Source organism: Desulfobacterales bacterium (assembly GCA_030066985.1).
Lineage (GTDB): Bacteria > Desulfobacterota > Desulfobacteria > Desulfobacterales > JAHEIW01 > JAHEIW01.
Genome location: JASJAN010000005.1, coordinates 17,600 through 43,819 on the forward strand (window position 1 = coordinate 17,600; position 26,220 = coordinate 43,819).

The 26,220-nt window shown below is 48.4% G+C and carries 22 protein-coding genes and 3 tRNA genes; 10 read left to right on the top strand and 15 right to left on the bottom strand.

The window, feature by feature from the left end:
- The 3 genes from QNJ26_03980 to QNJ26_03990 all read left to right on the top strand — a co-directional run bounded on the left by QNJ26_03980 (position 1) and on the right by QNJ26_03990 (position 3,642).
- On the top strand, positions 1 to 951 hold the full coding sequence (locus tag QNJ26_03980; GenBank protein MDJ0984683.1) for a hypothetical protein: 951 nt from the start codon (positions 1 to 3) through the stop codon (positions 949 to 951).
- 122 nt (positions 952 to 1,073) lie between these two features.
- On the top strand, positions 1,074 to 2,066 hold the full coding sequence (locus tag QNJ26_03985) for a hypothetical protein (protein ID MDJ0984684.1): 993 nt from the start codon (positions 1,074 to 1,076) through the stop codon (positions 2,064 to 2,066).
- Between the two features lie 118 nt (positions 2,067 to 2,184).
- Positions 2,185 to 3,642: a potassium transporter TrkG gene (locus QNJ26_03990; GenBank protein ID MDJ0984685.1), complete on the top strand. Its 1,458-nt coding sequence runs from the start codon at positions 2,185 to 2,187 to the stop codon at positions 3,640 to 3,642.
- A gap of 175 nt (positions 3,643 to 3,817) precedes the next feature.
- Here QNJ26_03990 and trkA (QNJ26_03995) read toward each other — a convergent pair whose 3' ends face one another.
- The 14 genes from trkA (QNJ26_03995) to hemL all read right to left on the bottom strand — a co-directional run bounded on the left by trkA (QNJ26_03995) (position 3,818) and on the right by hemL (position 20,081).
- Positions 3,818 to 5,224, bottom strand: a complete 1,407-nt coding sequence (gene trkA, locus QNJ26_03995; protein ID MDJ0984686.1) for a Trk system potassium transporter TrkA — start codon at positions 5,222 to 5,224, stop codon at positions 3,818 to 3,820.
- Positions 5,225 to 5,491: 267 nt separating this feature from the next.
- Positions 5,492 to 5,569: transfer RNA gene (locus QNJ26_04000), tRNA-Glu, on the bottom strand.
- A gap of 153 nt (positions 5,570 to 5,722) precedes the next feature.
- Positions 5,723 to 5,798: transfer RNA gene (locus QNJ26_04005), tRNA-Lys, on the bottom strand.
- Between the two features lie 424 nt (positions 5,799 to 6,222).
- Positions 6,223 to 7,671, bottom strand: a complete 1,449-nt coding sequence (locus QNJ26_04010) for a TrkH family potassium uptake protein (GenBank protein ID MDJ0984687.1) — start codon at positions 7,669 to 7,671, stop codon at positions 6,223 to 6,225.
- Positions 7,672 to 9,036, bottom strand: a complete 1,365-nt coding sequence (trkA, locus tag QNJ26_04015) for a Trk system potassium transporter TrkA (protein ID MDJ0984688.1) — start codon at positions 9,034 to 9,036, stop codon at positions 7,672 to 7,674.
- 360 nt (positions 9,037 to 9,396) lie between these two features.
- Complete coding sequence (locus tag QNJ26_04020) at positions 9,397 to 10,152, bottom strand: energy-coupling factor transporter transmembrane component T (GenBank protein ID MDJ0984689.1); 756 nt, start codon at positions 10,150 to 10,152, stop codon at positions 9,397 to 9,399.
- Positions 10,140 to 10,889, bottom strand: a complete 750-nt coding sequence (locus tag QNJ26_04025) for an ATP-binding cassette domain-containing protein (GenBank protein ID MDJ0984690.1) — start codon at positions 10,887 to 10,889, stop codon at positions 10,140 to 10,142. The genes QNJ26_04020 and QNJ26_04025 overlap by 13 nt, the downstream gene beginning before the upstream one ends.
- Before the next feature lie 84 nt (positions 10,890 to 10,973).
- Positions 10,974 to 11,537: a biotin transporter BioY gene (locus QNJ26_04030; protein ID MDJ0984691.1), complete on the bottom strand. Its 564-nt coding sequence runs from the start codon at positions 11,535 to 11,537 to the stop codon at positions 10,974 to 10,976.
- Between the two features lie 241 nt (positions 11,538 to 11,778).
- Complete coding sequence (locus QNJ26_04035; protein MDJ0984692.1) at positions 11,779 to 12,705, bottom strand: biotin--[acetyl-CoA-carboxylase] ligase; 927 nt, start codon at positions 12,703 to 12,705, stop codon at positions 11,779 to 11,781.
- Between the two features lie 235 nt (positions 12,706 to 12,940).
- Positions 12,941 to 13,762, bottom strand: coding sequence for a lysophospholipid acyltransferase family protein (locus QNJ26_04040; GenBank protein MDJ0984693.1), 822 nt, complete (start codon positions 13,760 to 13,762; stop codon positions 12,941 to 12,943).
- Positions 13,763 to 13,929: 167 nt separating this feature from the next.
- A complete protein-coding gene (gene mpl, locus QNJ26_04045) occupies positions 13,930 to 15,351 on the bottom strand; it encodes a UDP-N-acetylmuramate:L-alanyl-gamma-D-glutamyl-meso-diaminopimelate ligase (protein MDJ0984694.1) in 1,422 nt (473 codons plus the stop codon).
- Between the two features lie 108 nt (positions 15,352 to 15,459).
- The gene (locus QNJ26_04050; GenBank protein MDJ0984695.1) at positions 15,460 to 17,373 is read right to left on the bottom strand and encodes a PAS domain S-box protein; all 1,914 of its coding nucleotides are present in this window, start codon (positions 17,371 to 17,373) and stop codon (positions 15,460 to 15,462) included.
- Positions 17,374 to 17,688: 315 nt separating this feature from the next.
- Positions 17,689 to 18,681, bottom strand: coding sequence for a cyclic nucleotide-binding domain-containing protein (locus tag QNJ26_04055; GenBank protein ID MDJ0984696.1), 993 nt, complete (start codon positions 18,679 to 18,681; stop codon positions 17,689 to 17,691).
- A gap of 113 nt (positions 18,682 to 18,794) precedes the next feature.
- Positions 18,795 to 20,081 carry a glutamate-1-semialdehyde 2,1-aminomutase gene (gene hemL / locus QNJ26_04060; protein ID MDJ0984697.1) on the bottom strand — a complete coding sequence of 429 codons (1,287 nt, stop codon included), beginning with the start codon at positions 20,079 to 20,081 and terminating at the stop codon, positions 18,795 to 18,797.
- A 329-nt stretch (positions 20,082 to 20,410) separates the two neighbouring features.
- Between hemL and QNJ26_04065 the strand changes: the two genes are divergently transcribed.
- Entirely contained in the window at positions 20,411 to 21,172 is a 762-nt protein-coding gene (locus tag QNJ26_04065; GenBank protein MDJ0984698.1) for an RNA 2'-phosphotransferase, read from the top strand.
- Between the two features lie 330 nt (positions 21,173 to 21,502).
- Positions 21,503 to 21,579, top strand: a tRNA-Lys gene (locus QNJ26_04070).
- Positions 21,580 to 21,689: 110 nt separating this feature from the next.
- Here QNJ26_04070 and QNJ26_04075 read toward each other — a convergent pair.
- The gene (locus tag QNJ26_04075) at positions 21,690 to 21,908 is read right to left on the bottom strand and encodes a VanZ family protein (protein ID MDJ0984699.1); all 219 of its coding nucleotides are present in this window, start codon (positions 21,906 to 21,908) and stop codon (positions 21,690 to 21,692) included.
- 234 nt (positions 21,909 to 22,142) lie between these two features.
- Between QNJ26_04075 and rpsF the strand changes: the two genes are divergently transcribed.
- The 5 genes from rpsF to dnaB all read left to right on the top strand — a co-directional run bounded on the left by rpsF (position 22,143) and on the right by dnaB (position 25,978).
- Complete coding sequence (gene rpsF / locus QNJ26_04080; protein MDJ0984700.1) at positions 22,143 to 22,697, top strand: 30S ribosomal protein S6; 555 nt, start codon at positions 22,143 to 22,145, stop codon at positions 22,695 to 22,697.
- Between the two features lies 1 nt (position 22,698).
- Positions 22,699 to 22,974 (top strand): 30S ribosomal protein S18, encoded by a 276-nt coding sequence (rpsR, locus tag QNJ26_04085; protein MDJ0984701.1) that lies wholly within the window; start codon positions 22,699 to 22,701, stop codon positions 22,972 to 22,974.
- A 58-nt stretch (positions 22,975 to 23,032) separates the two neighbouring features.
- Positions 23,033 to 23,956 carry a DUF2232 domain-containing protein gene (locus QNJ26_04090; GenBank protein ID MDJ0984702.1) on the top strand — a complete coding sequence of 308 codons (924 nt, stop codon included), beginning with the start codon at positions 23,033 to 23,035 and terminating at the stop codon, positions 23,954 to 23,956.
- 86 nt (positions 23,957 to 24,042) lie between these two features.
- Positions 24,043 to 24,486, top strand: coding sequence for a 50S ribosomal protein L9 (gene rplI, locus QNJ26_04095; GenBank protein ID MDJ0984703.1), 444 nt, complete (start codon positions 24,043 to 24,045; stop codon positions 24,484 to 24,486).
- 112 nt (positions 24,487 to 24,598) lie between these two features.
- Positions 24,599 to 25,978: a replicative DNA helicase gene (gene dnaB, locus QNJ26_04100; GenBank protein MDJ0984704.1), complete on the top strand. Its 1,380-nt coding sequence runs from the start codon at positions 24,599 to 24,601 to the stop codon at positions 25,976 to 25,978.
- Positions 25,979 to 26,220: the final 242 nt, after the last annotated feature.

The following is a 26,220-nucleotide window of genomic DNA, read 5'->3' on the forward strand; positions in this document are numbered from 1 at the left end:
ATGCCCACAGACACCAAAATTTTTGATCAGATTGCCCAACAGGCTTTTCAGCCGGCCTCACCGGCGATACACGCTCTGGCAGATCGTCTTTTAACAGATTATGGAGCAGCCATCGAAGCCATTGTGTTTTACGGTTCATGTTTGCGAACCGGCGAAGATCGGGGTGGATTGGTTGACCTTTATGTATTGGTGGATCGGTATCGTGACATTGAAGAGCGTTGTCTGCTGGCAGCCCTGAACAAAATGCTGCCGCCCAATGTATTTTATATCGAAGTGCCTTTTGAAGATCGCGTCGTGCGCGCCAAATACGCCGTGCTGTCACTCAATGATTTTAGCGCGGGTGCGGCCCGCTGGTTTCACTCCTATATCTGGGGAAGATTTGCCCAACCGGTGGGATTGATATATGCCCGCAACGATCAAATTGTCGAACGGATTCAATCCATTTTGGTACAGGCGGTATTGCGATTCGTTACCCGCGTGCTGCCGCGAATGCCGGCCTCTTTTAGGACCCGCGAGTTATGGCAACTGGGATGGACCCTCAGTTATCGGGCTGAACTTCGCGCTGAGCGACCGGAAAAATTGGCCGGTCTATTTGAAGCCGCACCGCAATATTACGAGCAATTGACCCGGACCGCGCTAGAAAATCTATCCTATCCTATTGAAACTCACAAAAAAAATGGCACATATCGCTATACGATATCAATTCCTGAGCGTTCTCGTCGCATGAGTCGTTTGGACTGGATGGTGCGGTCATGGCAGGGCAAATTGCTATCTGCGTTAAGGCTGTTAAAGGGTCTGTTGACATTTCGTGGCGGGATCGATTACATCCTTTGGAAAATCGAGCGCCACTCGGGTGTGAAAGTCGAAGTGCCCTTGAAGCTAAAACGGTATCCGCTGCTGGCCACCTGCGTGATTTTCTGGAAGCTGTATCGCAAAGGGGCATACCGTTGAAATTATTTTAAATTCATCCGTTGACACCTTTACTTTTCTCTGTTACTGAGGGTGCAAATTTCCGTCATTGTAAAATTCAAGGGTCATATTCCCTTTCAAAATGCACCTGAAGAACGACGCCAATGACAAACCACAACAATACATCCAATAGTCATCATATTTCCCCCTTGACGACCCGTCGAAATCCCTTGAAAACTAAGGTTGCCAGAATACCCAGATCACATCTGATGGGAATGGGCACATTCATTGGCAATCTGTTGTATCGTATCGCACCAACGCAGCGATATATCGTGCGGCGCAATTTACAATTTTCCCAGGTCCTATCATCGCCGGAGCTAATCCAGGCTATGTCGAAACAGGTTTTTCAGCATATCGGGATCACCTTAGTAGAGTTTTTGCAAATGGGGTGTTTAACACGACAAGAACTCATTGCAAAAGTGCGTATCGAAAATGAAGACACCTTAAATCAAGCGCTGGCCAAGCACAAAGGAGTTGTTATCGTTACGGCCCATCTGGGAAACTACGAAATGGCGGCGCAAGTCTTCCCCTGTCTTTTAGAGGTGCAAATGGCCAGCGTCGCCAAAAAAATGCGAAACATTTATCTTAACCAGCTGATCCACAATTTGCGCACGCGTTTTGGCAACAAGATTATCTATAAGAAAGGTGCCCTGCCGGAAATGATGCAAACGTTGCGTCAGGGGGGGATGGTCACCATACTGATGGATATCAGCCGGCGATTTGAGGGTGTTGAGGTCAGATTCTTTAACCGCCGGGCAACGGCCACACCGGCGGCCGCCCTGCTGGGTCTTCGCTGCAAGAGCCCGATTATTCCCGGGTTCTGTCATCGCAATCCACAAGGCGAACTGATTGTGCAAATTGAGCCCCCTGTTGAAATGCAGAGAACCAACGACCTGCGGCTCGATTTGCAAATCAATACCCAGCGAATCACCGACTGCGCCGAGCTCGCGATTCGAAAACATCTGGGCCAATGGAATTGGATGCTGAAACGTTGGAAAGATTTTTATCCAGATCTTTATCCGGAAACAGAAAGACGCCTGAGGAGCATTAAACGAAAAGAAAGAAGGGGAAAGAAACCCGTCGGTCCGAGCAGATAATTTTAGCCGGTACGGTTTTGCGAGTGACCATCACGAACAAAGGTGCTATCAGCAAGTGGCTTCTTCGCAAGACCAACATTTCTAGAAGGATACGATGACGTAACTATTCAAATTAGATATGAATTATTCCTCTATCGCAAATGTCCTTGGAAAATTATTAATTGTCACCGGCTTCTCGATGGTGTTTCCGGTCATCTGCTCACTGTATTACCAAGAAGATGATCTGTTTGCGATCGCCATCACGGGAGTCATCTCCATCGCTTTGGGTGTGCCCCTGTGGCGATTTTTTCGCCGGTCCCACCAATTAAATCTGAAAGACGGCTATTTCATCGCCGTCTTCGGATGGGTTCTGATCTCCGCGATTTCCGGTCTGCCGTTTATGTTCCACGGCGCCATCCCCGCTTTTACCGATGCTTTTTTTGAGATGATGTCCGGCTACACCACCAGCGGTGCGACCATCCTGACGGATATCGAAGTGGTCCCGCACGGCTTGTTGTTCTGGCGCAGCCAGACCCACCTGCTCGGCGGAATGGGATTTTTAACATTAACCGTTATTTTTCTGCCCCACGGCATGGGGGGCTTGCGCTTATTTCGCGCCGAGTCCAGTCCCGGGCAGGTGATCACCCGCGAAAAATTCATTCCCCGCAACCGGGATACCATGATCTGGCTGTGGGGCATCTATATGACCCTGAACCTGCTCGAAACCCTTTTGCTGTGCCTGGGGGGCATGTCCCTTTTCAGCTCATTATGCCATTCCTTCGGGACCGTATCGACATCTGGCTATTCACCCTGGAATGCCAGCATTGGGCACTACAACAATGCTTACTTTGACTGGGTGATCATCGTTTTTATGTTCCTAGGCGGCATGACGTTCATGCTTTTTTACCACATGCTGCTGGGTAATTGGCGGGTCGTTAAAATCAACACTGAATTCCGCTGGTATGTCGGATTCATGCTCTTCTTTTGCGGCATGGTGTCATGGATTTTGTGGAAGGAGCAAACCTATCCCAGCCTGATGGAATCGATCCGGTTTGCCACTTTCCAGGTTACCTCACTTCTGACAACCACTGGATTCACCACAGCTGATTATGAGCAATGGCCGCAGGCGGCACAGATGTTTCTATTTGCGGTGTGTTTTATCGGCGCCTGCGCCGGATCGACCACCAGCGGTATTAAAGTCGTTCACTATGTCCTTATCTGCAAATTTGGCGTCGCAGCCATCAAGCGCATCTTTTTCAGGCCCATGGCGGTCATGTCCATTCGATTGAACCGGCGCCCGGTGGAGTCTCAAATCGTCGATCTGGCCGTGTGTTATTTTATCGTTAACATTTTCCTGATCCTGGCCGGGGGGTGCTTTATGGTGATCGTGGACCAAATGGATTATCTGACCGCCATGAGTTCTGTCATCGCCACGCTGATGAACATCGGCCCAGGATTCGGTGGAGTGGGCCCGTCCCAGAATTACGCCCATATTTCAGATGTGGGCAAATGGTTTTTATCCTGGAATATGCTGGTGGGTCGTCTGGAGATGTTTTCAGCGCTGGTTATATTCTATCCGTCATTCTGGAAAAGATAAAAGCTATCCCCAAAATGCATCTTACGTCCAATGGCTGCGTTGCGATTTGGTTTGCAATGCTCACGTACGAAATGTACGCTCCGCTTACAAACAAAATCGACGCCTTGCCCTTGAACGTAATCTACTATTTTGTGGATAGCTTTTGTCTTTTCAAAAAAAGGTGGTCTAAGTGGTTTCAGGCTGAAAATAAGGTCTGGACGTCTTTTAATTGCGGTGACAGACAGACTGCAATCACGCGCTCATTTTCTTGAATATGGGTGTCGCCGACGGCGACTTGCCAGACGCCATCACGATAAATGCCCCCTATCATTAATTTTCCATAATAGAACGGGTCCAATTTGGAGAGAGGTTTGCGGGTAATCGGTGAATCCGGAGCAGCGGCGATCTCAACCACTTCGGCATCAAATCCGTGCAGGTGCGCCACGGATATCAACTCGCCACGACGGATAAACTTGAGAATTTCATTGGCGGCCAAAATTTTCTTGTTCAGCGCAATATCGGATCCCATTGTCGCAGCCAGTACCAGGTAATCTTCCTTATTCACCAGGGCAATACATTTTCCCTGCTTGCCGCGCAGTTTGCCGTTCGGTGAATTCATCAGGTGCTTAGCCAGAACACAGCTCATGATATTGGTTTCGTTTTCACCGGTGGCCGTTATAAAGGTGTCCATTTCAAGCAGTCCCGCTGACACCAGCACATTTGAATCCGACCCATCGCCATGCAGAACTTCGGTATTCGACAGCTCATAGGAAAGTTCCTGGGCCGAGCGTTCATTTTTTTCGATCAACCTGACCTCCACCGATTTGTCGAGCAGCTCTGCCAGACGCCGTCCCACCAGGCCGCCGCCCAAAACCATCACCCGATGGCGTTTCTGCTGCTCAACGCCTGTCAGACCCATCAGGCGGGGCAGATTCTCGTTGCTTGCCATAAAAAAGGCTTGATCCTGGGGTAACAGCTCATGCTCACCACCGGGAATCAAGGTCGTAATTCCCCTTGCAACCGCCACGACCCGGAATGGAAACTCACGGTGCTCTTTGGAGATATCTTTCAGTTTGCGATAGGCCAGCGGCGATTTTTCATGAATGCGGGTGGCCATAACCTGAATTTGTCCTTCGGCCACATCGATGATTTCGTTGCCGGCTCTCAATTTAATCAATCGGTATATTTCCTGGGCCGCCAGCTCTTCTGGATGAATGATCAAATCAATCTTGAGGTCGTCGGTTTTAAGAAAAGAGTCTTCGCCACCCCACTCCAGCGAGCGGACGCGGGCTATTTTGCGCGGTATGCCAAAACGGTCGGCAATCAAACAGGCCATCATATTGACGGCATCGTTATTGGTGACCGCAATCAGATAATCCATCTTAGTGGCTTCGACCTCTCGCCAGCATTCAATGCTCATGGCATTGCCTTGAATCATGCGGGCATCTAAAATCCCATCGGCCTGCCGAATCATTGCACGCTCTGACTCGATAGTGGTAATGGCATAGCCTTCATGCACCAGGCGTTTGGCCAGATAATAGCCAATGCCGCCCAGCCCCAGGATTAAGATGTTCGTCGATTTTGCCGGTTTATTCCCATTCATGGCTACAATAGTCACAAAAATAGAGCGTTATGAAATGCTTTTAAGGTTTCAAATTATCAGCATATAAAGGGCAGGATGATAAACGAATCGGCCTCCACTCCGATCTGGGCAATGATAATGAAATACTCAATGCAGCCCTATTTGTCAACTTCACAGGTCTGGGGCATCACCTGTTTTCGCATCACAAGTTAAACTGAATACGTGATCCCAACAAATATAAAGAGAAAAGGGCACCGGCCTGTGCCAGTGCCCCTCTGTGATAAATGATGGCGTCCCCAAGGGGATTTGAACCCCTGTTGCCGGCGTGAAAGGCCGGTGTCCTGGACCAGGCTAGACGATGGGGACGCAATTGAAACTGGGCATCTTTTTTTGATATCGGCGTCCCCAAGGAGATTTCCTTCGACAAACTCAGAGCAGGTAAACCCTGTTGTCCCGCATGCAATGCGGGATGTCCTGGACTAGACTGGACGATGGGAACGCAACAAACCAAAACAGTTATGGTGGGCCGTGCTGGGCTCGAACCAGCGACTCTCTGCTTAAAAGGCAGATACTCTACCGACTGAGTTAACGGCCCGCTAAAACCATCTTATCTAAACATTTGGTCTAGAGTTGTCAACAAAAAACTGAGGCCTTTGAAAAACATCCCCTTTTGCCCTATTTCAGTGTTCGGCATAAATTTTAATCCTCTAAATACTTTATGTATGCCTGTGGTTAAAATTTATGCCTGCCTTGAAATAGAGCAAAATTGAACATTTTTCAAAGGCCTCAATCATGTAAACGCCAAACAGAATCTACAGAAAATTTTTAAGTCTTATGAAATTATTTAAAAATTAATATATTTTGGATAGTTATATTAAAACTTTCTCAAAAATAGTAGATTACGCTCAAGGGCGCGACGTAAACCGATTCGAAAACGGAGCATACACGCTAGTATTCGAGTATTTCGAATCGGTTTACAACAAAGCCCTTGGGCGTAAGATGCATTTTCGAGAAAGTTTTTATTTTCTCCAGAATTCCGGTACCACCAGTATAATAACCGTAAAAACTTCCAATCGGCCGAGTAACATACACCAGATGAGCAACCATTTGCCCAGATCCGGTATTTGAGCATAATTGCCCGCCGGTCCCACCAGACCGAAGCCGGGGCCAATATTGCCGATGCTGGCGGCGATGGCGGCAAATGATGTTGTAAAATCCACCCCCAAACCGGCCAAGGCCACCGAACTCAGGGCAAACAATCCCATATACAGCGCCAAAAAGCCGACCACGCTGCGCATGACATCATCCGGCACAGTTTGGCCGCCGATTTTTATCGGCGAAACCGCCCGGGGGTGAATCAAGCCAAACAATTCCCGATAACAAAATTTAAAACACAGCATGATTCGCAGGCATTTCATGCCGCCGCCTGTAGATCCAGCGGATGCGCCGATAAACATGCACAGCAAGAGGATCAACTGCGACATGGCCGGCCACAGGGTATAATCGGCTGTGGCAAAACCGGTGGTCGTAATAATGGATACCACCTGAAAAGTTCCATAGCGCAGTGCGTTGCCGATGCTGGTGTATACCGAGCCGTATAGGTTAATCGTGACGACAATGGTCAGGAGCAGGACCGCCCCCAGGAAAAAACGGCACTCCGAGTCCCGCCAGAATGCAAGTGGTTTGCCCTTTAAAAATTGATAGTGCAGGGAAAAGTTAATACCGGCCATCAACATGAAAAGAATAAAAACACTGTCAAAATAAATACTGTCAAAATGGGCTATGGATACATTTTTAGTGGAAAATCCGCCGGTGGGCATGGTTGTAAAGGTGTGGCAGAAGGCATCATATAAACTCATGCCCCCCAACAAAAGCAACACCGTCTGCACCAGTGATATCAGGGCATATACCTTCCACAGGATCATGGCCGTTTCGCGAATACGGGGCTTGAGTTTATCCGGAACCGGGCTGGGGACTTCGGCTTTGTATAGCTGTATGCCCCCGACTCCTAAAAAGGGCAAAATGGCGACCGACAGTACGATGATACCCATGCCACCGAGCCACTGGATAAAACTGCGCCAGAAAAGAAGACCTTTTGAAACCGATTCAATGTCGGTCAATACCGATGCCCCGGTGGTGGTAAAACCTGAGACCGATTCAAAGACTGCGTCAACAAAACAATCGAGTCCACTGTCAAAATAAAACGGCAAGGCCCCGAAGAGTCCTACGGCGGTCCAGCCGATGGCGACAATGGCCATGCCTTCCCGCTGACTGATGACCTCGGCTTTACTACTTCTAAAAATGAGGTGAAGACCCAAACCGCTGAACACGGTAATGCCAATGGACTTCAGCAGCGGCGCAACGCTCTGATCGCGGTAATACAGGCCAACGACAAGGGGAATCAACATCGTTAGCCCGAAAAAAAAGGACATCACCGCAACGGTGTTGAGGATATAGCGCCAGCGCATCTAAAAATACTCCAGCTTCACGGAAAGAAGTTTTTCAATTTTGGGGATAGCTTCTTTTCTGGCAAAAATAATGACACGGTCATTGGGCTGGATGATGCTCTCGCCGGTTGGAATAATGATGGCGTCTTTGCGAATAATACCGGCCAGCATGGCCCCTTTGGGAAAGGCAATGTCACGCAGCGGTTTTTCAACAATATCAGATGTCTCCAAGGCAACCGCTTCAATGACCTCCGCCTGCTCCCCTTTGATGGAAATGGCGGATAGCACCTTGCCTTTGCGGATGTGCTGCAAAATGGTGTTGATGGCGGACAACCGCGGGCTGACGACCTGTTCGATACCAATGGCATTGGTCAGCGGAAAATAGCTGAATTTGCTGATACGAGTGATGGTTTTGCGCGCACCCATGCGTTGCGCCAGCAAAGATGCCAAAATATTGGTTTCCTCATCATGGGTGAGGGTAATGACGATATCCATATCTTGGATATTTTCCTCTGAAAGCAGTTCTTGATCTGAGCCGTCTCCACTGAGCACGATCGCCTTGTTCAGACGTTCGGCCAGGTAGGTGCACCGCTCCGGGTTTCGTTCTATGATCTTGCAGTAAATTGAATGTTCTTCCAATAACCGCGCCAGCCGATAACCGATACGTCCCCCCCCAACAATGAGGGCCCGCTTCAGGGGCTGGGCAATTTTATTAAAAAGCGAAAGCGTGTCTAATAGTTTGTCTTCTTCACTGATGAAATAGACCAGATCCCCGGCCTTGATTTGATCGTCGCCTCTGGGGATAATAAATTCGTCTTCGCGGACCAGAGCGGCGATCAGCGGTCGGTCATCTCCAAGGATCTTTGGCAGGTCTGAAAGCCGCGCACCGGCCAGCTCTGAATCATCTTCTAAGTTGACACCCACAAACTTAAGGCGGCCATCGGCAAACTCTCCGATATCAACTGCGCCCGGTACGCTCATCATGCGGTGGATGGTCTTTACCACTTCAATGTCCGGATTGATAATGGTGTCAATGTGCGGCGCAACCTCCCGAAAATTTCGGTGATAATTATCAAAATCAGCGTCACGGATTCTGGCCAGTTTCTTGGTAGAAGGTGACACAATATTGGCCACCAGGCAGGCTACCAGATTCGTTTCGTCACTATTGGTGACCGCCAGCATGATTTCAGCGTTTTGTATGCCGGCCTCTTCTAAAACAACCGGGCTGCTGCCCGAGCCTCTGATGATCTGAACATCGAGATTATCAGAGACCCGTCGCAGTGCGTCCGGGTTTTTATCGAGGACCACCACATCCTTGTTTTCCAACGCCAAATGACTGGCAATGTGAAATCCGACCTGCCCTGCGCCGACAATAATAATCTTCAAGAAGTACCTCCCCGCGTTAGTAAGGATGGTAAAGTCGATTAAATCTCAAACAGCCGGAAATTAAAATAGTAAGTTCCAGGCTTAAAATGACGATTCGGCCTGAGCTCCTCGCAGGCCAATCAATTCAGCGGCTTACGCCTTACACTAGTGTTTTGTACCTGTCAATTATGTGCCGGTTTGGTTGCCCTTGTCAAACCGTTTGCCAAAAAACAAAAGCCACTTTAGCTTTTCTTCTTTAATCGACCAGTATAGAATCTATGGATTGTCAGAATTTAGATCAGTGAGGCAAAAAAAATGATGACAGGCAGGTATTTAAAATTTCATCCAGTCGTCGGGGCCGACTGGCAGCGTCAACACATCTTAGAGGTGCAAAACCGAGCCGCTGATGGCGATCAGGACAACAAGGGCTAGCCAATCTTTTCGGGTTGCACATAAAATGGGGTCTGTTCGATCTTCAGAATAGCAGCGGGCCTCCATGGCAACGATTAACCTGTCGGCCTGCTCGAAAGTTCTGCGGATCAGGGGAATCCCCAAGCGTATCAGACGAGATAACGGATTTTTCCTGTTTTCCGAACAGCGGGCCCGCTGGGCTTCAGCGGTTTCTTTGGCCTGGTTAAAAATGACGGGTATAAATCGGACAATTAATCCCATCATGGTGGCAATATGTTGGGCCGGTATAAGTCCAAACGGTTTCAGAAACCATTGCACGGCCGCTTTGATCTGCGAGGAGCGAGTCGTCAATACAAAAAGGTATCCCAGCAGTGCGATTGTGATCAGCCGCCAGCCAATGCGCAGACCCGCCACCAGTCCCTGCCGGGTAATTGCCACGGGCCCAAATTCAGCTAGGGTCATCCCGGGCGTGGTGAGCATACGGGAAATTAAGATCAACAGCAGCAAAATTAAAAACCAGCGAAACTCTTTAATCGCGGAGCGAAACGGCAGTCGCAAATGAACGCTCAGCGCCGTCAACAGAGTCGTGAGAATACCCAGTCCGACGAATCCAGCTCCTAAAGTGGCAAGGCTGATCAGGATCAAAAAAAGAATCTTAAAGCGCACGTCCAATTGGTACAGCACTGAAGTCCCAGCTTGAAAGCCAAAACTTGTCAGTTCAGCCATGAACGAACCTCCAGGCCCAGATGAGAAGCACAAGGTGCCCTGACGCCATAAGTTTCAATGTCGCCAAGGATTTCAGCGGGTGCCCCATCTTTTACAATTTTTCCATTCTGCATAATCACGAGGCGGTCGGCGTGGGCAAGGACCTTTTCCAAATCATGGGTAATGACTATAATGGTGTGACCGCCTTGATGTAAGGCCAAAATCTGCTTGAGAACCTGTTTCACGCCCGGATAATCCAAACTGGCAAAGGGTTCATCAAAGACGATCACTTTGGGTTCCATTGCCAGAATACCGGCAATCGCCAGTCGCCGTTTTTCGCCGCCAGACAACATATGGGGTCGCCGATTCGCATAATCTTTCAGACCGACGGCCTCCAGTGCAGCAGACACGCGCGCATTGATTTGATCGACATCCAGTCGCAGATTTTCAGGGCCAAATGCCACATCGTCACGAACCGTTTCACCAACGATTTGGCTGTCAGCATCCTGGAACATCATGCCCACCAGGCGTCTGGCCCGCAACAGATCTTTCTGAACCGAAACCCCCTCCACAAAAACGCGCCCAGACGTAGGCTGCAGCAGTCCGTTTAAATGCCGGATAAGCGTCGTTTTACCGGAACCATTGGGACCAGCAACCACCACAAAAGCACCGGCTTCAATATTCAGGTTAATCTGATCTAACCCCAGGGTACCATTTGAAAAACGGTGCTGAAGATTTTCAATTGCAATAATGTCCATTTTTCCATTCCGAGTTGCGGGTTACGGGCTGCGAGTTACGGGTTACGAGTTGATGGATGCGTTTTTTGAATATCTGAATTCGACTTATTCTGAACTCGTAACCCGCAACGCGGAACCCGTAATACTGATGACCGGCCGCAAGGCTTTGGCAATAGCGGCAGCAGCAGCAATTTTTAGCGCATCGCCAATCAAAAAGGGATACATGCCCAGCACCAAAGTTTTTGCCAAAGACATTCCTGAGACGACTTTCAACCACAAAACGCCGCAGGCATATAATACCAGCGTTCCGCATATCATGGCCACAACATCGGTCATCCATCGCGGACGAGCATTATGCGCAATTTTGCCGATGATAAATACTGTCGGCAGATATCCGATCAGATAACCACCGGTCGGTCCAATCAAACGACCTACGCCACCGAGCCCGCCGGCAAATACCGGCAAGCCGACAGCACCGGCCAGCAAATACACCCCCACACTCGCCAATCCCCAACGACTGCCCAGTAGCAGGCCGGCCAGAAAGACAAACATATTCTGAAGTACAATGGGAACCGGACCGATGGGAAGCGCTAAAAAAGCGCCCACTGCAGTTAACGCTGCAAATAAAGAGGCGTAAACCATCATGCGTAGTTGGTTCGATGCGCCCATAATCACCGTTCCGTTTTATAGAAATACTATCCGAAGATGCCTTAAAATGAATAGTGCCTAAAATGACTAAAATGATCTAAAATGCCTAAATTTAAAGTGTCGCTACGCTCCATCTGTTTAATAAAATGGACAGAATTCCTCAATTTTAGGCATTTTAGATCATTTTTAATTTTAGCTCATTTGTTGTTACTTGTAACTTTACCGGCAATGATTCCTCCGCGGAGGCTGATTTAAATAGGTTCTAATGACTTTGATGGAAACAGTCTCCGTAGTGGATCGTCTTTAGGGAGCCATCAGAACATTTCAAAATCAATGCACCGGTCTCGTCAACATCGACTGCCTTTCCGGTATAAATGTCACGGGTGGTTACCACCTTCACATCACGATTCAGGGTAACTGCCATTTGCTTCCACCGCTCAATCACATCCTCATGGGCCCCCGCTTGCATTTGCGCCTCAAATGAATCCAGGTAGCGGGACAGGATCTCTTTTTTGGATACCTTGTATCCTAAAATCGTTTTAAGTGATGTCGCCGCCGGCTCTATTGGTGAAGGATCATTATTGACGTTCAGACCGATCCCAATATTGATATACGACACCCGATCCGCCTCGGCATCTATTTCAGAAAGCATGCCGCAAATCTTGCGCTCATCGACCAAAAGATCATTAGGCCATTTGACCCTGACATTTACCGCGAAAATGTCATTTATTACTCTGGCAAGGGTTAGTGAAGCTAAAAATCCAACCCTGAAACTTAAGACAGGCGGCAGTTCCGGCCGTAATACCATCGTAAAATACAGACCGCCCTTATCCGAAATCCATTGCCGGCTCAGCCGTCCCCGGCCGCTTGTCTGACAACCGGCAATAACAGTTGTGAATTCAGGGCACCCCTTACGGGCAAGGTGTTTGGCCGCATCCATGGTAGAGGGCAATTCGGCATGATAAACTATTTTGTCTTCCCGACCGGCAAACTCCCATGGATAAGGCACATCAGGTGAATGATTCAAGCGGTACCCTTTGGCAGACGAAGTGATGTCATATCCGAGTGCTTGGAGCTGCTGGATATGCTTCCAAACAGACACCCGCGTTATGCCCAGCTGTACGCTTAAGACCTGCCCCGAAATGGGACCCTCTTCTTTTTTCAATTTGGCCAGAATGCGCTTTTTCATATTCGTTAGAATAAATGGTTAACTATTTAAATTGGGCAGGTTAACGAAATTAATACGGCGTGTCAATCGGAATGTGATTAGTAGGAAAGTGTTCAGGTGTCAGGGAATCTAAGATTAAAATCAGAAAACAACGAATACAATCGACCGTTATGGCTGATGAGTTGCAAGTGCTGAAAACTGGCCGCCGATGGCCTGACACCTGACACCCGAAACCTGAAACCTAAAGAAGGAGCCGTCAATCAGAATGAGTGCGAATCTCAACGCCCCAGGACGCTAAATTCTGAGCGATAAATTCAACCACGCTGTTATGGGCGGCCTGCCCGTTGCCAACAACCGGGATGGGATTACCAAATTTAAAAAATATCGGCCGCTCGGGATAAACCGGACCGATATCTTTTACCCAGCGGCCACTGCCGTGAAAATCTGTTTTAAGCGCGATTGGTACCACCGGCACCCCGGATTTGCGCGCCAATTTTACGCCCAGCGTGTTAAATGATTTCACGTCGAATGTGGTACTGCGGGTGGCCTGCGGAAAAACCACCACCGAGCATCCCTTCTGAATACGGCGTTGGCCTTCGTTCAAAACGATTTTTAGATCTTCGCGGGGATTTTTACGGTGGACGGCGATAAAATCGAGGGCTTGCATCACCCAGCCGATGACCGGATAGTGCCGCAATTCGTCTTTGATGATAAAGGTGATGTCGGTATAAGGTAAGGTTAATGAAGGCAGAATAACGGTTTCAAGAATGCTCATATGATTGGCGATAAAGACCAGCGGGCCCTTATGGGTACTCAGGCCTTCAAGACCCGATACGGTCAGTCTTCCACCGGCGGACTCGGCGGCCTTCATACAGCTCAACGATGCGCGCAGCCATCTTTCATTATTTAAGGTCCCGCGTTTGCCCGCCAGGCCTTCTTTGAGAAACGCCAGGGCAATGCGCGCATAAAAAATATAGACCGGCCATCCCGGCACGTGTTTTGCCAACAAACGCCGTCGAAGCGGTGTCCGATAGCCGTGTTCGGTTGCGATCATCTGCCGGAATAAAGTTTCGTTCATTGGTGTTGGATTTTAAATACGGTGTTGCCCGAAAGCGCAAATCGTTTTTGGCCCCAAAAAGAACTCAGCGCTTCTGGCCGTCAGGATGTGTTTCGCTTATCCCATGTTCAGGTAGTGTCACCGTAATGGAAACAGCGGGGGAGTGTCAATTGAATATTTCAGAGAGGCTATAATCGGTCAAGCAGCTTGTCATGGATATTGTCAAAGCCGCCATTGGACATCACCAGTATAAGGTCGCCGGGAAGAGCACGCTGCACAAGGAATTCAATAATGGATTCTGTATCTTTGAAATAATGGGCATCCTGGCCGCGCTGCCTTAAGTCGGCAACAAGTTTTTCAGATGAAAATCTTTCAGCAACGGGGATTTTTTCCAATAACGGCGGTTGGCGAATACAGATCAGATCAGCAAAATCAAATGCCAACGGATAGACATCCTGAAAAATATCACGCATACTTGAGTTCGTGCGCGGCTCGAAAACGGCTATCAGGCGTGGGGGGCAATGAAATGATTTGACAGCAGCAACGGTTTCACGCACGGCCGTCGGGTGATGAGCAAAATCATCCATTACTGTTATTTGATTTTTGCGACCACGGATTTGCTGGCGGCGTTTAACACCTTCGAAGCTCTCCAGGGCCGCAGCCATGTCGGCAGGCGACATTCCCAAATTATCTGCGATGGCAATAACTGCCAGGGCATTGTACAAATTGTGATGGCCGACCATTTGCGTTTTAAAACGGCCAAAGGGATATCCGGCTTTCAGTACTTCAAATTTGCTCCAGACACCATCCCTCTGAATATCTCCCAGACGCCAGTTGGAACGATCGTCACTACCATAATATTCGATTCGGCACTGGGCATCGGTAATAATGCGGCGGATATTTTCATCGGCATCAAATGCGAGCAGCAGACTGGCGGGTTTAAGCTGCGACAGAAATCGGCTAAATACCGCTTGAACATGATCAAGATCGCGGAAGATATCGGCATGGTCAAATTCGACACTGGTCAACACGGTTGCCGCCGGCTGATAGTGCATGAATTTGGGACCTTTGTCGAAAAAGGCCGTGTCGTATTCGTCGCCTTCGATAATGATAGTGTCGCCTTCACCCAATCGGTAGTTGCTTGCAAAGTTCTGCAAAATGCCGCCGATCATAAACGACGGATCCAATCTGCCTTCATACAGCATCCAGGCCAAAATAGAAGCGGTGGTTGTTTTGCCGTGGGTTCCGGACACCAGAAGGGTTTTTTTATCACCAGCGAAAAAGTGGTTCAAGGCCTGGGGCATGGAGCAAAAGGGGATTCCCATTTGCCTCATTTTCTTCACTTCCGGGTTTTCGCGGACAACGGCGTTACCTACAATGATCAGATCCGGCCCATAGGCGATATGGGCCGCATCGAATCCATCCTTTATGTGAATTCCCTGTTCTCGCAAAAAATCACTCATAGGCGGATAGACTTTTTGATCCGAGCCAGAAATTTCAAATCCCAGGCGTTTAAGCATACTTGCCAGCGCACCCATTCCGGTACCGCAGACGGCAATCAGATGGATTTTTCGCACGTGCTCAGGAATAACATTTTGACTTTCAGGCATCGATGGGTTCCCTCTCAATGGTAGATGAACCAGCGACCTGGGATGGTTTTTCTACTGGCGAGTTGACGGTATGTCAAAGGCAGGTCAAACCGTAACAGCAAACAGGGTCTATTTCCCTTCCAATATCGCCCTTATATTTTGTGACAGGTTTTGCAAATTAAACGGTTTTTGAATAAATCCGTTACACCCCCGATTCAATATTTCAGAGGCCTGGCCGTTAATGCTAAAGCCGCTGGACAATAACACCTTGGCATCGGGTTTGATTTGCTTTATGCGGTCGTAGGTTTCACCGCCCCCCATCTTCGGCATAATCATATCCAATACGACCAGGTCAATGTCCGGGTGCTTTTGGAAAATCTCGATGGCCTTATTACCGTCTCTGGCAATAAAGACCTGATAGCCCAGCTTTTTGAGCATACGCCGACCAACATCAATGATCATGTCCTCATCGTCCACCAGCAGGACTGTCTCTTGGCCCTCTACAAACTTTTCTCTGGCTTTTTTAGGGGGTGGCACGGTTTTACCCGAAGCCGGCAAATAGATCTCAAACTTTGTGCCCTGCCCCTTCTTACTAGATACGTTAATAAAACCTTCATGATTTTTGACGATACCATACACCGACGCCAATCCGAGCCCGGTCCCACGCCCCATTTCTTTGGTCGTAAAAAATGGGTCAAAAATACGTTGCTGAATTTTTTCATCCATTCCGACACCGGTGTCAGCAATGGTTATTTTGATGTAATTGCCAGCTCTGACAAAATAAGGACTGTATTGGTCCCTATCGATGGTGACGTTTGCAGTTCGCGTGGTTAGTGTGCCGCTGCTCGGCATGGCCTGCAGCGCATTCAAATAAAGGTTCATTAACACCTGCTCGATCTGACCGCGATCCGCTTCGACGCTCCACAAATCTGGTTTGGCTTCATTTTTGAAAATAATATCCTTGTTGGTGCGCCCAAACATAAGATTCTGCTCTTTGATCAATTCATTTAGATTGAGCAAGCTGATTTCGTATTTGCCCCCCCGGGCAAAGCCCAGCAATTGCTTGGTCAGATCCACGCCATTTTGAACGTATTGTTCTATTTTTTTCAGATTCTTGACCAGCGGTGAGTTGGGCTCAATATCCAATAAGGACAGCGAAATATTGCCTTGGATGCCCATGAGCAGATTGTTAAAGTCATGGGCGATCCCGCCGGCCAGGGTGCCGATGGCTTCCATTTTCTGGGCCTGACGCAGCTGCCTTTCCAAACGGACTTCATGCGAAACATCTCGTTGAACGCTAACGTAATTGGTAATTGCCCCGGATTTGTTCATGATCGGGGATACCGTGGCTTCGGTTTCGTAAAGCGAATGATCTCTGCGTTTGTTAACGATTCGGCCTTTCCATATGTCTCCCTGCTGCAAGCTATCGATAATCGAGCTGAAAAAAGCCTTCGTGTGCTGCCCACTGTCGAGTAATTCGATGTTTCCACCCAGAACTTCGTGGCGCGAATAGCCGGTTATTTTTTCAAAAGCCGGATTGACATATTCGATAATCCCTGCTGGATCGGTGACGATGATGGACTCCGCCGCATGTTCAACCGCTGTGACCCGCTGCGTTTGTTCTTCAAGGTTGCGTTTGAGCCCGGAAACATCAATACCAAAAACAGCCAGTCCGCTGTCGGTGGCCGATGGGTCAAGCGCGGACACGCTCAGCTGTACCGTTGGTGTCGGTCCCATTTTGCATCGGGCTGTGGTTTCAAAAGTCAGCGGGGTCTGGCGTGCCAGACACTGCGCAATCGATGATTGCTGCTCGGCAGTCAGATCAAACAAGATGTCAAGTGAACGCCCAATCATGTCAGATTGATCCAGACCGCTGATCTGAATGGCAGCTTGGTTGGCGAACACAATCCGGCCGTGGCGGTCGGTGGTGACGGCAAAACCGCTGAAATGATCTATCAGGGATGTCGTTGCACCGGTTGAGTTGGCATGCAAAAAATGTGGCTGCGGCGATGCAGTTTTATTTCCGGGGGTTAATTTGGCCATAAGGTCATCGGCTCCGTTTCTTCCTCCTGGCGTCAAACCGGTCTGGATTTTATTCAACCGGATTTTAAGTTACCGTGGTTGAACGACCGGTAAGCCTTCAGGCCCAAACCTCGTAGAATAAATGCAAAGACCTTACGCGAAACTGCGGGCTGGCACCCGCACATCAACCCCCCTCTTGGCCAATTGCTTTAGTTCATTATGGCAAATATTTGCATATAAATCAATACATTTGAATCAGCGGCCACCCACTTTGCATGCAGCCATAATTTTTCCGCCATCGGCGCTAAAAGACAGCGGCGCGCAGTGCTCCAACCGCTAAGCAAGTGCCTTGATTCTTTCCATCAAGCTGTCGTCGAGTGGCTGTTCCCATTTTACATTGATAAAGTATTCGTTAAACAATTGGCCATGCACACCGATGATACGGCCTTCTTGATCGACGCTAATTTCCGGAAAAACACCGTGCACGGTAAATTTCAAATTCAGACGACGCCCCAGCAACGATTCAGCCGCAGTGGGGGATGTATTCATGATGAAAGATACCCCGCTAACAGAAATATCTGAGAGTTCGCCCTTAAAAGCCTTAGTGCCCTGACGGTCCAAAATTTGAATCACAGCACTGCCGGCAATCTCATAGCGTGGATGCGCCCGACGCTCGAGCTCTTTCTTATGAAGCAGATCCTTAACTGATTCCAGCTCGTTGCAGTAATCCAGCAGTTTATTCGCCAGATTGGGTTTTTCAGCCCGCCATTTCTGCAAAACAGCCTTTTCTAAAATGTTTAATTTGACTGTCGAATCGGCCATTACGGATATCGTACAGGTTGAATTGGTGAAAAAGGTATCCGCACCTGCAAGGTCGCCGGGTCCCAGAGTGTGCAGCAGAATGGCATGTTTGTCTGTATGATAAAACATTTTAACCTGGCCGGCATTGATGAAATACAATGTGGGGTTCATGTCGCCCTGCCGAAAAATAATCTGCTCTGATTCATAGACGGCCGGTTGCAACCCATAGTAAAGGTCAATCGATTCATCCTTTGTGAAACGTTTGTAAAGCTGAGACCAGGTTTCCATATGCGCCGGATCCATGGCACTCAATTTGGCATTTTCGATGACGTCAGCCGATTTGACAATTTCATCTAACGCCATGGAATCGACTTGAAATAGCTTTTCGCGCAATGATTCGGCTTTAGCAAAATCCTGGATTTGCGCGTATTCGACAATCAGATTAAACAATAACTCAACGGCCTCATCCTTTTTATCGTCCTTTAAGTAGGTCTCAATTAATTTTTCCTGAGAACTGAGATCTTCCATTTATGCGCTCTCCTCTTTGGTCAATTTAATAAAATCAATGCCATGCTGCCGCATTGCTAGCCCAGTATTCATTTGGTAAGATGGGCGGACAAATCCTGGTTCAAAGTCCAAAATCACTTCAGTTGTGAAAGTACACGCTCAGCTGCTGCAATAGTCGCTTCGATGTGCTCGTTCTGATGTGCTGCCGAAACAAACAAAGCTTCAAACTGAGAGGGTGCCACGTAGACACCTGCTTGGCGCAATCCGTTATAGAAAGTGGAAAATTTTTCTAAATCGCTGGTTTTGGCATCATCGAAATTTTTAACGGCACGGTCGTTAAAAAAGAATCCTAGCATAGAGCCGACCCGCTGCGCCTGTGCCGGTATGCCGGCTTTTTGGGCAGCTTCTTCCAGTCCTTTCAGCAGGCGATCGGCTGTCTGGTCCAAGGCCTCATAAAAACCCTCTTTTCGAATTTGGTCAAGGGTTGCGATGCCGGCTGCCATGGCCACCGGATTGCCGGATAAGGTGCCGGCCTGATAGACAGATCCCCGGGGTGCAACCTGGCACATCAAATCTTGCTTACCTCCGTATGCGCCCACCGGCAGTCCGCCGCCAATGATTTTGCCAAAGCAAGTTAGATCCGGATAGATACCATACAGGCTTTGGGCGCCCCCATAGGCCACCCGAAAACCCGTCATGACTTCATCAAAAATCAAAATCGACCCGTGTCGGTCACACAGCTGCCTGAGCGTCTCCAGAAAACCTTTGTCCGGACGCACCAGACCCATGTTGCCCGCCACAGGTTCCACAATAATGCCGGCGACCAATTCTCCCTTTTCAGACATTACCCGATTGATGGCGTCCACATCATTATAGGGAAGTGACAGCGTGTGCTGGGCAATGGAATCAGGAATTCCCGGACTGCCAGGAATGCCCAATGTCGCCACGCCCGAGCCTGCCGCAACCAACAGCGTATCGGCATGCCCGTGGTAGCAGCCATCAAATTTTATAATTAATTCCCGCTCTGTGACCCCCCGTGCCAGCCGCACCGCGCTCATGCTCGCTTCAGTACCTGAATTGACCATGCGCACAATTTCAACTGACGGAACTGCATCAACGACCATCTGCGCGAGCTGCACTTCCAAATCAATCGGTGCGCCAAAGCTGGTTCCGCGTTCCAGCACGGCGCTTACCGCTTCAATTACCGCCGGGTGTCGGTGTCCAAGAATCATTGGCCCCCATGAACCGATGTAATCAATATACCGGTTACCGTCAGCATCAAATATAAAACAGCCCTCGGCGCGATCGATGAACAGTGGTTCGGCACCCACTGATTGGCATGCCCGCACAGGACTGTTGACGCCTCCGGGAATTAACTTTTGCGCACGATCAAACAATTTTTTTGACTTGGCAGAATCCATTCGATTGACATCCTTTCATTTAAAATAAACCTCCGCGCTCTGTGGCACGATTTTCGGCCGCTTAGCGCCCCGCAACCACCGATACCGATGGCCATGGGTTATGCAATGTTTCGGTGAGCCTTCAATCGCGGCGACAAACAACAAAAACTTGACATTTCTAATGGTTATGAAAAATATCAGATAGAATAAAACAAATCAAGATGACATCTGCGCTTAGTCCGTTCGGTGGTGTTACCTGTAGCGCCGTAAAAGGCTGCCAAAGAAGAAACCGCCGATTAGCTGGTTTGCAACTTTATGCAACAAAAGGCCGTTTTCGCAAGAAGGAAAAGATGACCAAAACCAAGACGCCCCAGAGCCTTGCAAAATATCTGGTTTACATCCTTGAGCGCCGGCCCGATGAATTCGGGTTGGTCACAGATAAACAAGGTTATGTTAAAATCAAGGAACTGTTAAAGGCCCTTAAGGAAGAAAAAGGGTGGAAGCACGTTCGCCGATTCCATCTAAATGAGATCCTATACAGTATTCCCAATCCAGCTTTTGAAATATTGGACAACCGCATTCGCGCCAAGCGGCGTGAGCATTTGCCCCGTCCTAATGCGGACCCGCATCTGCCTAAACTTTTATACACCTGTGTGCGCAGGAGGGCCTATCCCCATGTGGCGCAAAATGGCATATCCCCCAGCGGGCATCAACAGGTCGTTTTATCGGTCAAACAAGACATGGCGGAGCGAATGGGCAAACGAGCCGATTCTCAACCCATAATGCTCACCGTGCATGTACAGGCCTCAGTGGAGCATGGCGTGTTGTTCCAGCAAATCGGCGAATTGCTTTTTGTGGCCCCATTTATTCCCACAGACTGTTTTAGCGGCCCTCCCCTGCCTAAGGAAAAACCTCGGGCCAAAACCACCGAACCCCCATCTAAAGCTGAAAAGCCAGGGCAAATGGGCAGTTTTGAAGTCCAGCCGGACAAAGTGGCCAATCAATTCGGAAGGTCGGCCAAATCTCAAAAAACAGCATCCGGGTGGAAAGGCAAAAAGGAGCGCCGTAAAAAAATGAAACGCAAACGGGAACGCCCCCCCTGGCGCAAATAAAAGGACGCCCGTAGCGTCCTTTTGTTAGAACGTATCTCAAAAATGCATCTAACGCTCAATTACTGCGTTATAAACCGATTCAAAATGCTCGAATACTATTCCGCCGGAGGCGGACTCCACTTTTGAATCGGTTTAAGCCTTGTACTTGAGCGTGATCTGCTATTTTTGAGACACGTTGTAGTTGTTATTGGTTATTTGTTAATGGATATTGAAATGATATTGTCAAATCAGGATGACCGGAGGACTTTGTTCTTGATCTGCAAAAAAAAAATTGACATCCGACAGCGAACTTGTTACCAAAATTTTCCGATTGGCCAAAACGGCACCCGCGGGCCACTAGCTCAACTAGGCAGAGCACCTGACTCTTAATCAGTAGGTTATAGGTTCGATTCCTATGTGGCCCACCAGAACAATAAAGGGGAATTAGAATACGGTTCTAATTCCCCTTTCACATTTGCTAATTTTAAGGTTTCAAGAGCAATGCCAGATCCGCTGGCTCAGACTTGATTGCAGGATTTTATACGAGGCAAAAGCCCAGGAGTGTCCCTACCAAGCCTACCAGTATATCGGCTGCATCTGGTGTTCGATGCGGCATAAATAACTGAACCCCTTCAATAACAAAAGGATGGATCAATATCAGCGCTAAATAAGGATATTTAAAGCGCTTAAAGGTTGGGTATGACAGCGCCATCATCATACCTAATATGAAATGTTGTAGCGTTGCTTCATCGATCATGGGTTTTACTTCCTCATATTGAACTTGGCCTGGGTATTTAAATAGTACAAAAACCGACCCTATGACAAGCTTTAAATCAGCTTTTTGGAAAGATATGATTTTTGGCTGAAATTCGGCTTGACACGGTCATTTTATTAATGTTAATAAGTTAGTTTTTAATTTCAATGCCATATAACGGCGTCACTTTCCTTGCTCTGGAATAAACCAGGGCTTTATTAGCCACAAGGAGGTTTTATGCGACGATACGAAACCATTATTATCACGGATCCGGATTTGTCAGCGGAACAGCGTGAGCCGATCCTAAAAAGGGTTGGAGATGTCATCAGCCAGGAAAACGGTTATCTGGCGTTAATTGATGACTGGGGTGCCCGCAAGCTTGCCTATGAAATAAAAAAGAAACCACGCGGATACTACACCCGCTTTGACTTTTGCGGAACAGCAGCGGCGGTAGATGAAATAGAGCGGTTTTTTCGCATCGATGACCGCGTGTTGAAATATATGACCGTTTTGCTCGATAAGACCGCTGATATCGAAAAAATCAAAGAAGAGATCGCCAGCACCCAAAAAACGGTTGAAACACCTGCAATAGACACTCCTGTAGAAACAAAAGCCTCACAAGAGACAACTGATACGGCCGAATCAAATGCACCGGACGCACCTTTAGCGTCGGCTGAAGAGCCGGTCGCATCACCTGAAGAACCGGTTGATGCGGAACCATCGCAGGCACTCGAATCTAAGACGGATGAGAGCCAAGCCACTCCAACTGAAACCAAAGAGGAGATTAAATAAAATGGTTGCCAATAAGAGCAGAACCGGACGACGGCCAAAGCGGAAAAAACGTATCTATCACCGGCGCAAAGTCTGCCGCTTTTGTGCGGATACCAGTCTGGTCATCAATTATAAGGACCCTAAATCGCTCAAGCATTTTATCACCGAGCGCGGCAAAATTATTCCCCGACGGATATCCGGTTGTTGTGCAAAGCATCAACGGTCGTTGACACACGCTATCAAGCGCGCGCGGACGATCGCGCTGCTGCCCTATGTCGGATCGATAGACTTGCATTGATACGATCACTTTCGATACGGGAAAGATAGGCCTTAAACGTCTGGGGTATGCCAGAGACATGTTAAAGGATATCGCAAATGGTGTTCTGATCACCTGCCTGATTTTGGCTGCTTCTGTTTTGCTTCCGATTATCGGAATTTTTTGCAGCCTGCTGCTTCCTTTGCCGACACTTTACTATCGAATTAAACTGGGCAGAATCTTCAGTACTCTGATCCCCATCATCAGTTTGGTTATATTGATGATCGCAATGAGGGCCTTTCCCTTTGATATTGTTTTTGTTGCCGTACTGCTGATCATCGGATTCAGTTTAGGGGAACTGCAGGAGTTAAAATTCTCTATCGAAAAGACCATGCTGCTGACCTGTGGTCTGGCTTTTTTGGGCGGCGCGGTGAGTCTGATTCTATTCAGCGCGTCCACTGGTCACAGCCTGTTGGCTGATTTTTCCCAGTCGGTGGCCCATAACCGCGAATTTCTGCTGCAATTGTACCGCAGCATGGGTATGCCCGCTGAAAGCATCCCGGATTTTGAACGCTTTTTAAATGAGATTCAAAGTATAGTGATCAGAATTCTGCCGGCTCTGATCATAACGACCACGCTGTTTGTCATCTGGATCAATATACTGCTGGGCAGGTATCTGCTAAAAAGCAGGAACCTCGGATATCAAGCGTACGGCAAGTTGAACTTGTGGCAGGCGCCGGACTATTTGATTTGGGGCGTTATTGGGTTTGGTTTGTTGATGCTTATCCCCGATGATTTATCCAAAACGATCGGGCTCAATGGTCTGATGACCATGATGATGGTTTATTTCTTCCAGGGCGTGGCCATTGTTTCATTTTTTTTTGAAAAAAAACAGGTCCCGCAGTTTGCAAAAATTATGCTTTATGCGCTACTCATTTTGCAAGAAGTTTTACTGGTGGTTATTGCAATTGGTTTTATTGACGTGTGGGCCAATTTCCGAAAATTAGAACCATCGACATCTTGAATGAACGGGTCGGTCAAGACCTGAACCGAACGTTAAAATAGTGCATCAGATTCACCCGCATTGACACGTGACATGGAGGTTAGAAAATGAAAGTCATTTTAAAAGAAACGATAGATTCTCTGGGTATCATTGGCAGCGAAGTTCGCGTGGCAGACGGTTATGCCCGCAACTACCTTTTGCCCCAGAACAAAGCCGTTCCGGCAACGCCTCAAAATCGCAAGATGCTAGAGCGCGACCGTGCCAAATTCGATTTGCAAATCGCCAAGGAACGCAAAGTGGCCGAGGAAATGGCTCAGCGACTGGAAGCCGTAGCAGTTACCATTGCCGCCAAAGTAAGTGAAGAGGATCGGCTATACGGTTCTATTTCAGTGCGCGATATCATCGATGCGCTGGCCAAACAGGATATCGTTGTTGAAAAACGCATGGTCCTGCTAAAAGAACCCATCAAAACCATTGGGACGTACAAAGTTCCGATCCGGGTTTACAAGGAGGTTGAACCCGAAATTAGTGTTGAGATTGTCTCGGAATAAATTGGCGTTTACAAACGATTCGAGAGCGTGTAGAAAGATCGTTATACGCGTCAGCATGCATTATGACGTCATTTAACAGGGCTGTGCCCCTTTACACCACTGGTTATCACCTATGGCGGACCAACAATCGCAAAGCCAAAAAGATCCATCGCTTCTGCACTTGCCCCCCCAAAGCATTGAAGCTGAAGAATCCTTGCTAAGCGCCATCTTGGTCGATAACAATACCCTGCTCGATGTTGTTGAAATTCTCTCAGCAGCCGATTTTTATCGAAGTGCCCATCAAAAAATATTTGCAGCCATTATGGATCTCTTCGATCGGGGCGAGCCCGTCGATCTGGTAACCCTGGCCAATAACCTAAAAGAAAAGGGCCATTTGGATGCCATCGGGGGTGCGAGCTACCTGGCCAGATTAGTTGATGCCGTACCGGTGGCTGTCAATGCTCAGCATTATGCTAAAATCGTCGCCGATAAAGCCTCCCTAAGGCGTCTGATTGAAAAAGCCAACGCGATCACCAAACGCTGCTATGAAGATCGTGGCGATGTCGACAATGTCATTGACTATGCTGAAACCTCTATCTTTGAAATTTCAGAACGAAAGTCCAATCAAGGGTTTTACCCGCTCAGTCGGCTGATCATCAGCAATATCGAAACACTGGAAGAAAAGCAGGGCAATAAAAGTTTGGTGACCGGCGTACCAATGGGCTTTGGGCAGTTGGACAACCTCACCTCCGGGTTGCAAAATTCCGATCTCATCATTCTGGCAGCCCGCCCGAGCATGGGCAAAACAGCGTTGGCCTTAAACATCACCCGAAATGCTGCTGTTGATGCCAATGTTCCGGTGGCCTTTTTTTCCCTGGAAATGTCAAAAGAGCAGTTGTCCCTGCGAATGCTGTGCGCAGAGGCTCGTCTGGATTCATCCCGCATGCGAGGTGGTTTTTTCAGCATGGATGACTGGCGCCGCTTAACCGATGCGGCCGGCATTTTATCGGAAAGCCCAATTTATATAGATGATTCACCCAGCCTGACAGCCATGGATATACGCGCAAAAGCGCGGCGGCTTAAAATGGATAAAAATATCGGGCTCGTTGTTATTGATTATTTGCAGCTCATGCAGGCCCGCGGTGGCGTTGAGCGCAGGGATCTTGAAATATCGGAAATGTCACGATCGCTGAAAGCATTGGCCAAAGAGCTTGAAATCCCGGTCTTGGCGTTATCTCAGCTCAACCGGATGCTTGAACAGCGCACGGATAAGCGTCCCAAACTATCTGATCTGCGGGAATCCGGTGCGCTCGAGCAAGATGCGGATGTGGTCGCTTTCATTTACAGAGACGAGATCTATAACCAGGATGAAAATAACCCCCTCAAAGGAACAGCCGAAATCATATTAGCCAAGCAACGCAACGGCCCCACCGGTAAAGTCCTGCTCACTTTTCTGGATGCATACACCCGTTTTGAAATTATGGCGTCTGAGGATATGGTCGACAATATGTAGGTTTCAGGTGTCGGGTGTCAGGTGTCAGGCAGCCGGCTTTTGATCGCTGGCAATCGGCTATTGGTTTCTTGTCGTTTGTTTAATACAAAGTCCTTAACATTCGGTCTTTATTATTTCTGACACCTGAAACCTGACACCTGACACCTCAATCGTTAGGCTTTGCTATTCGGAGCATTTTCGGCACACTGCATACCGGGGTACCCCGCTAGTCCCCTTAAGAATCGGAACTACCAATCCGGTCA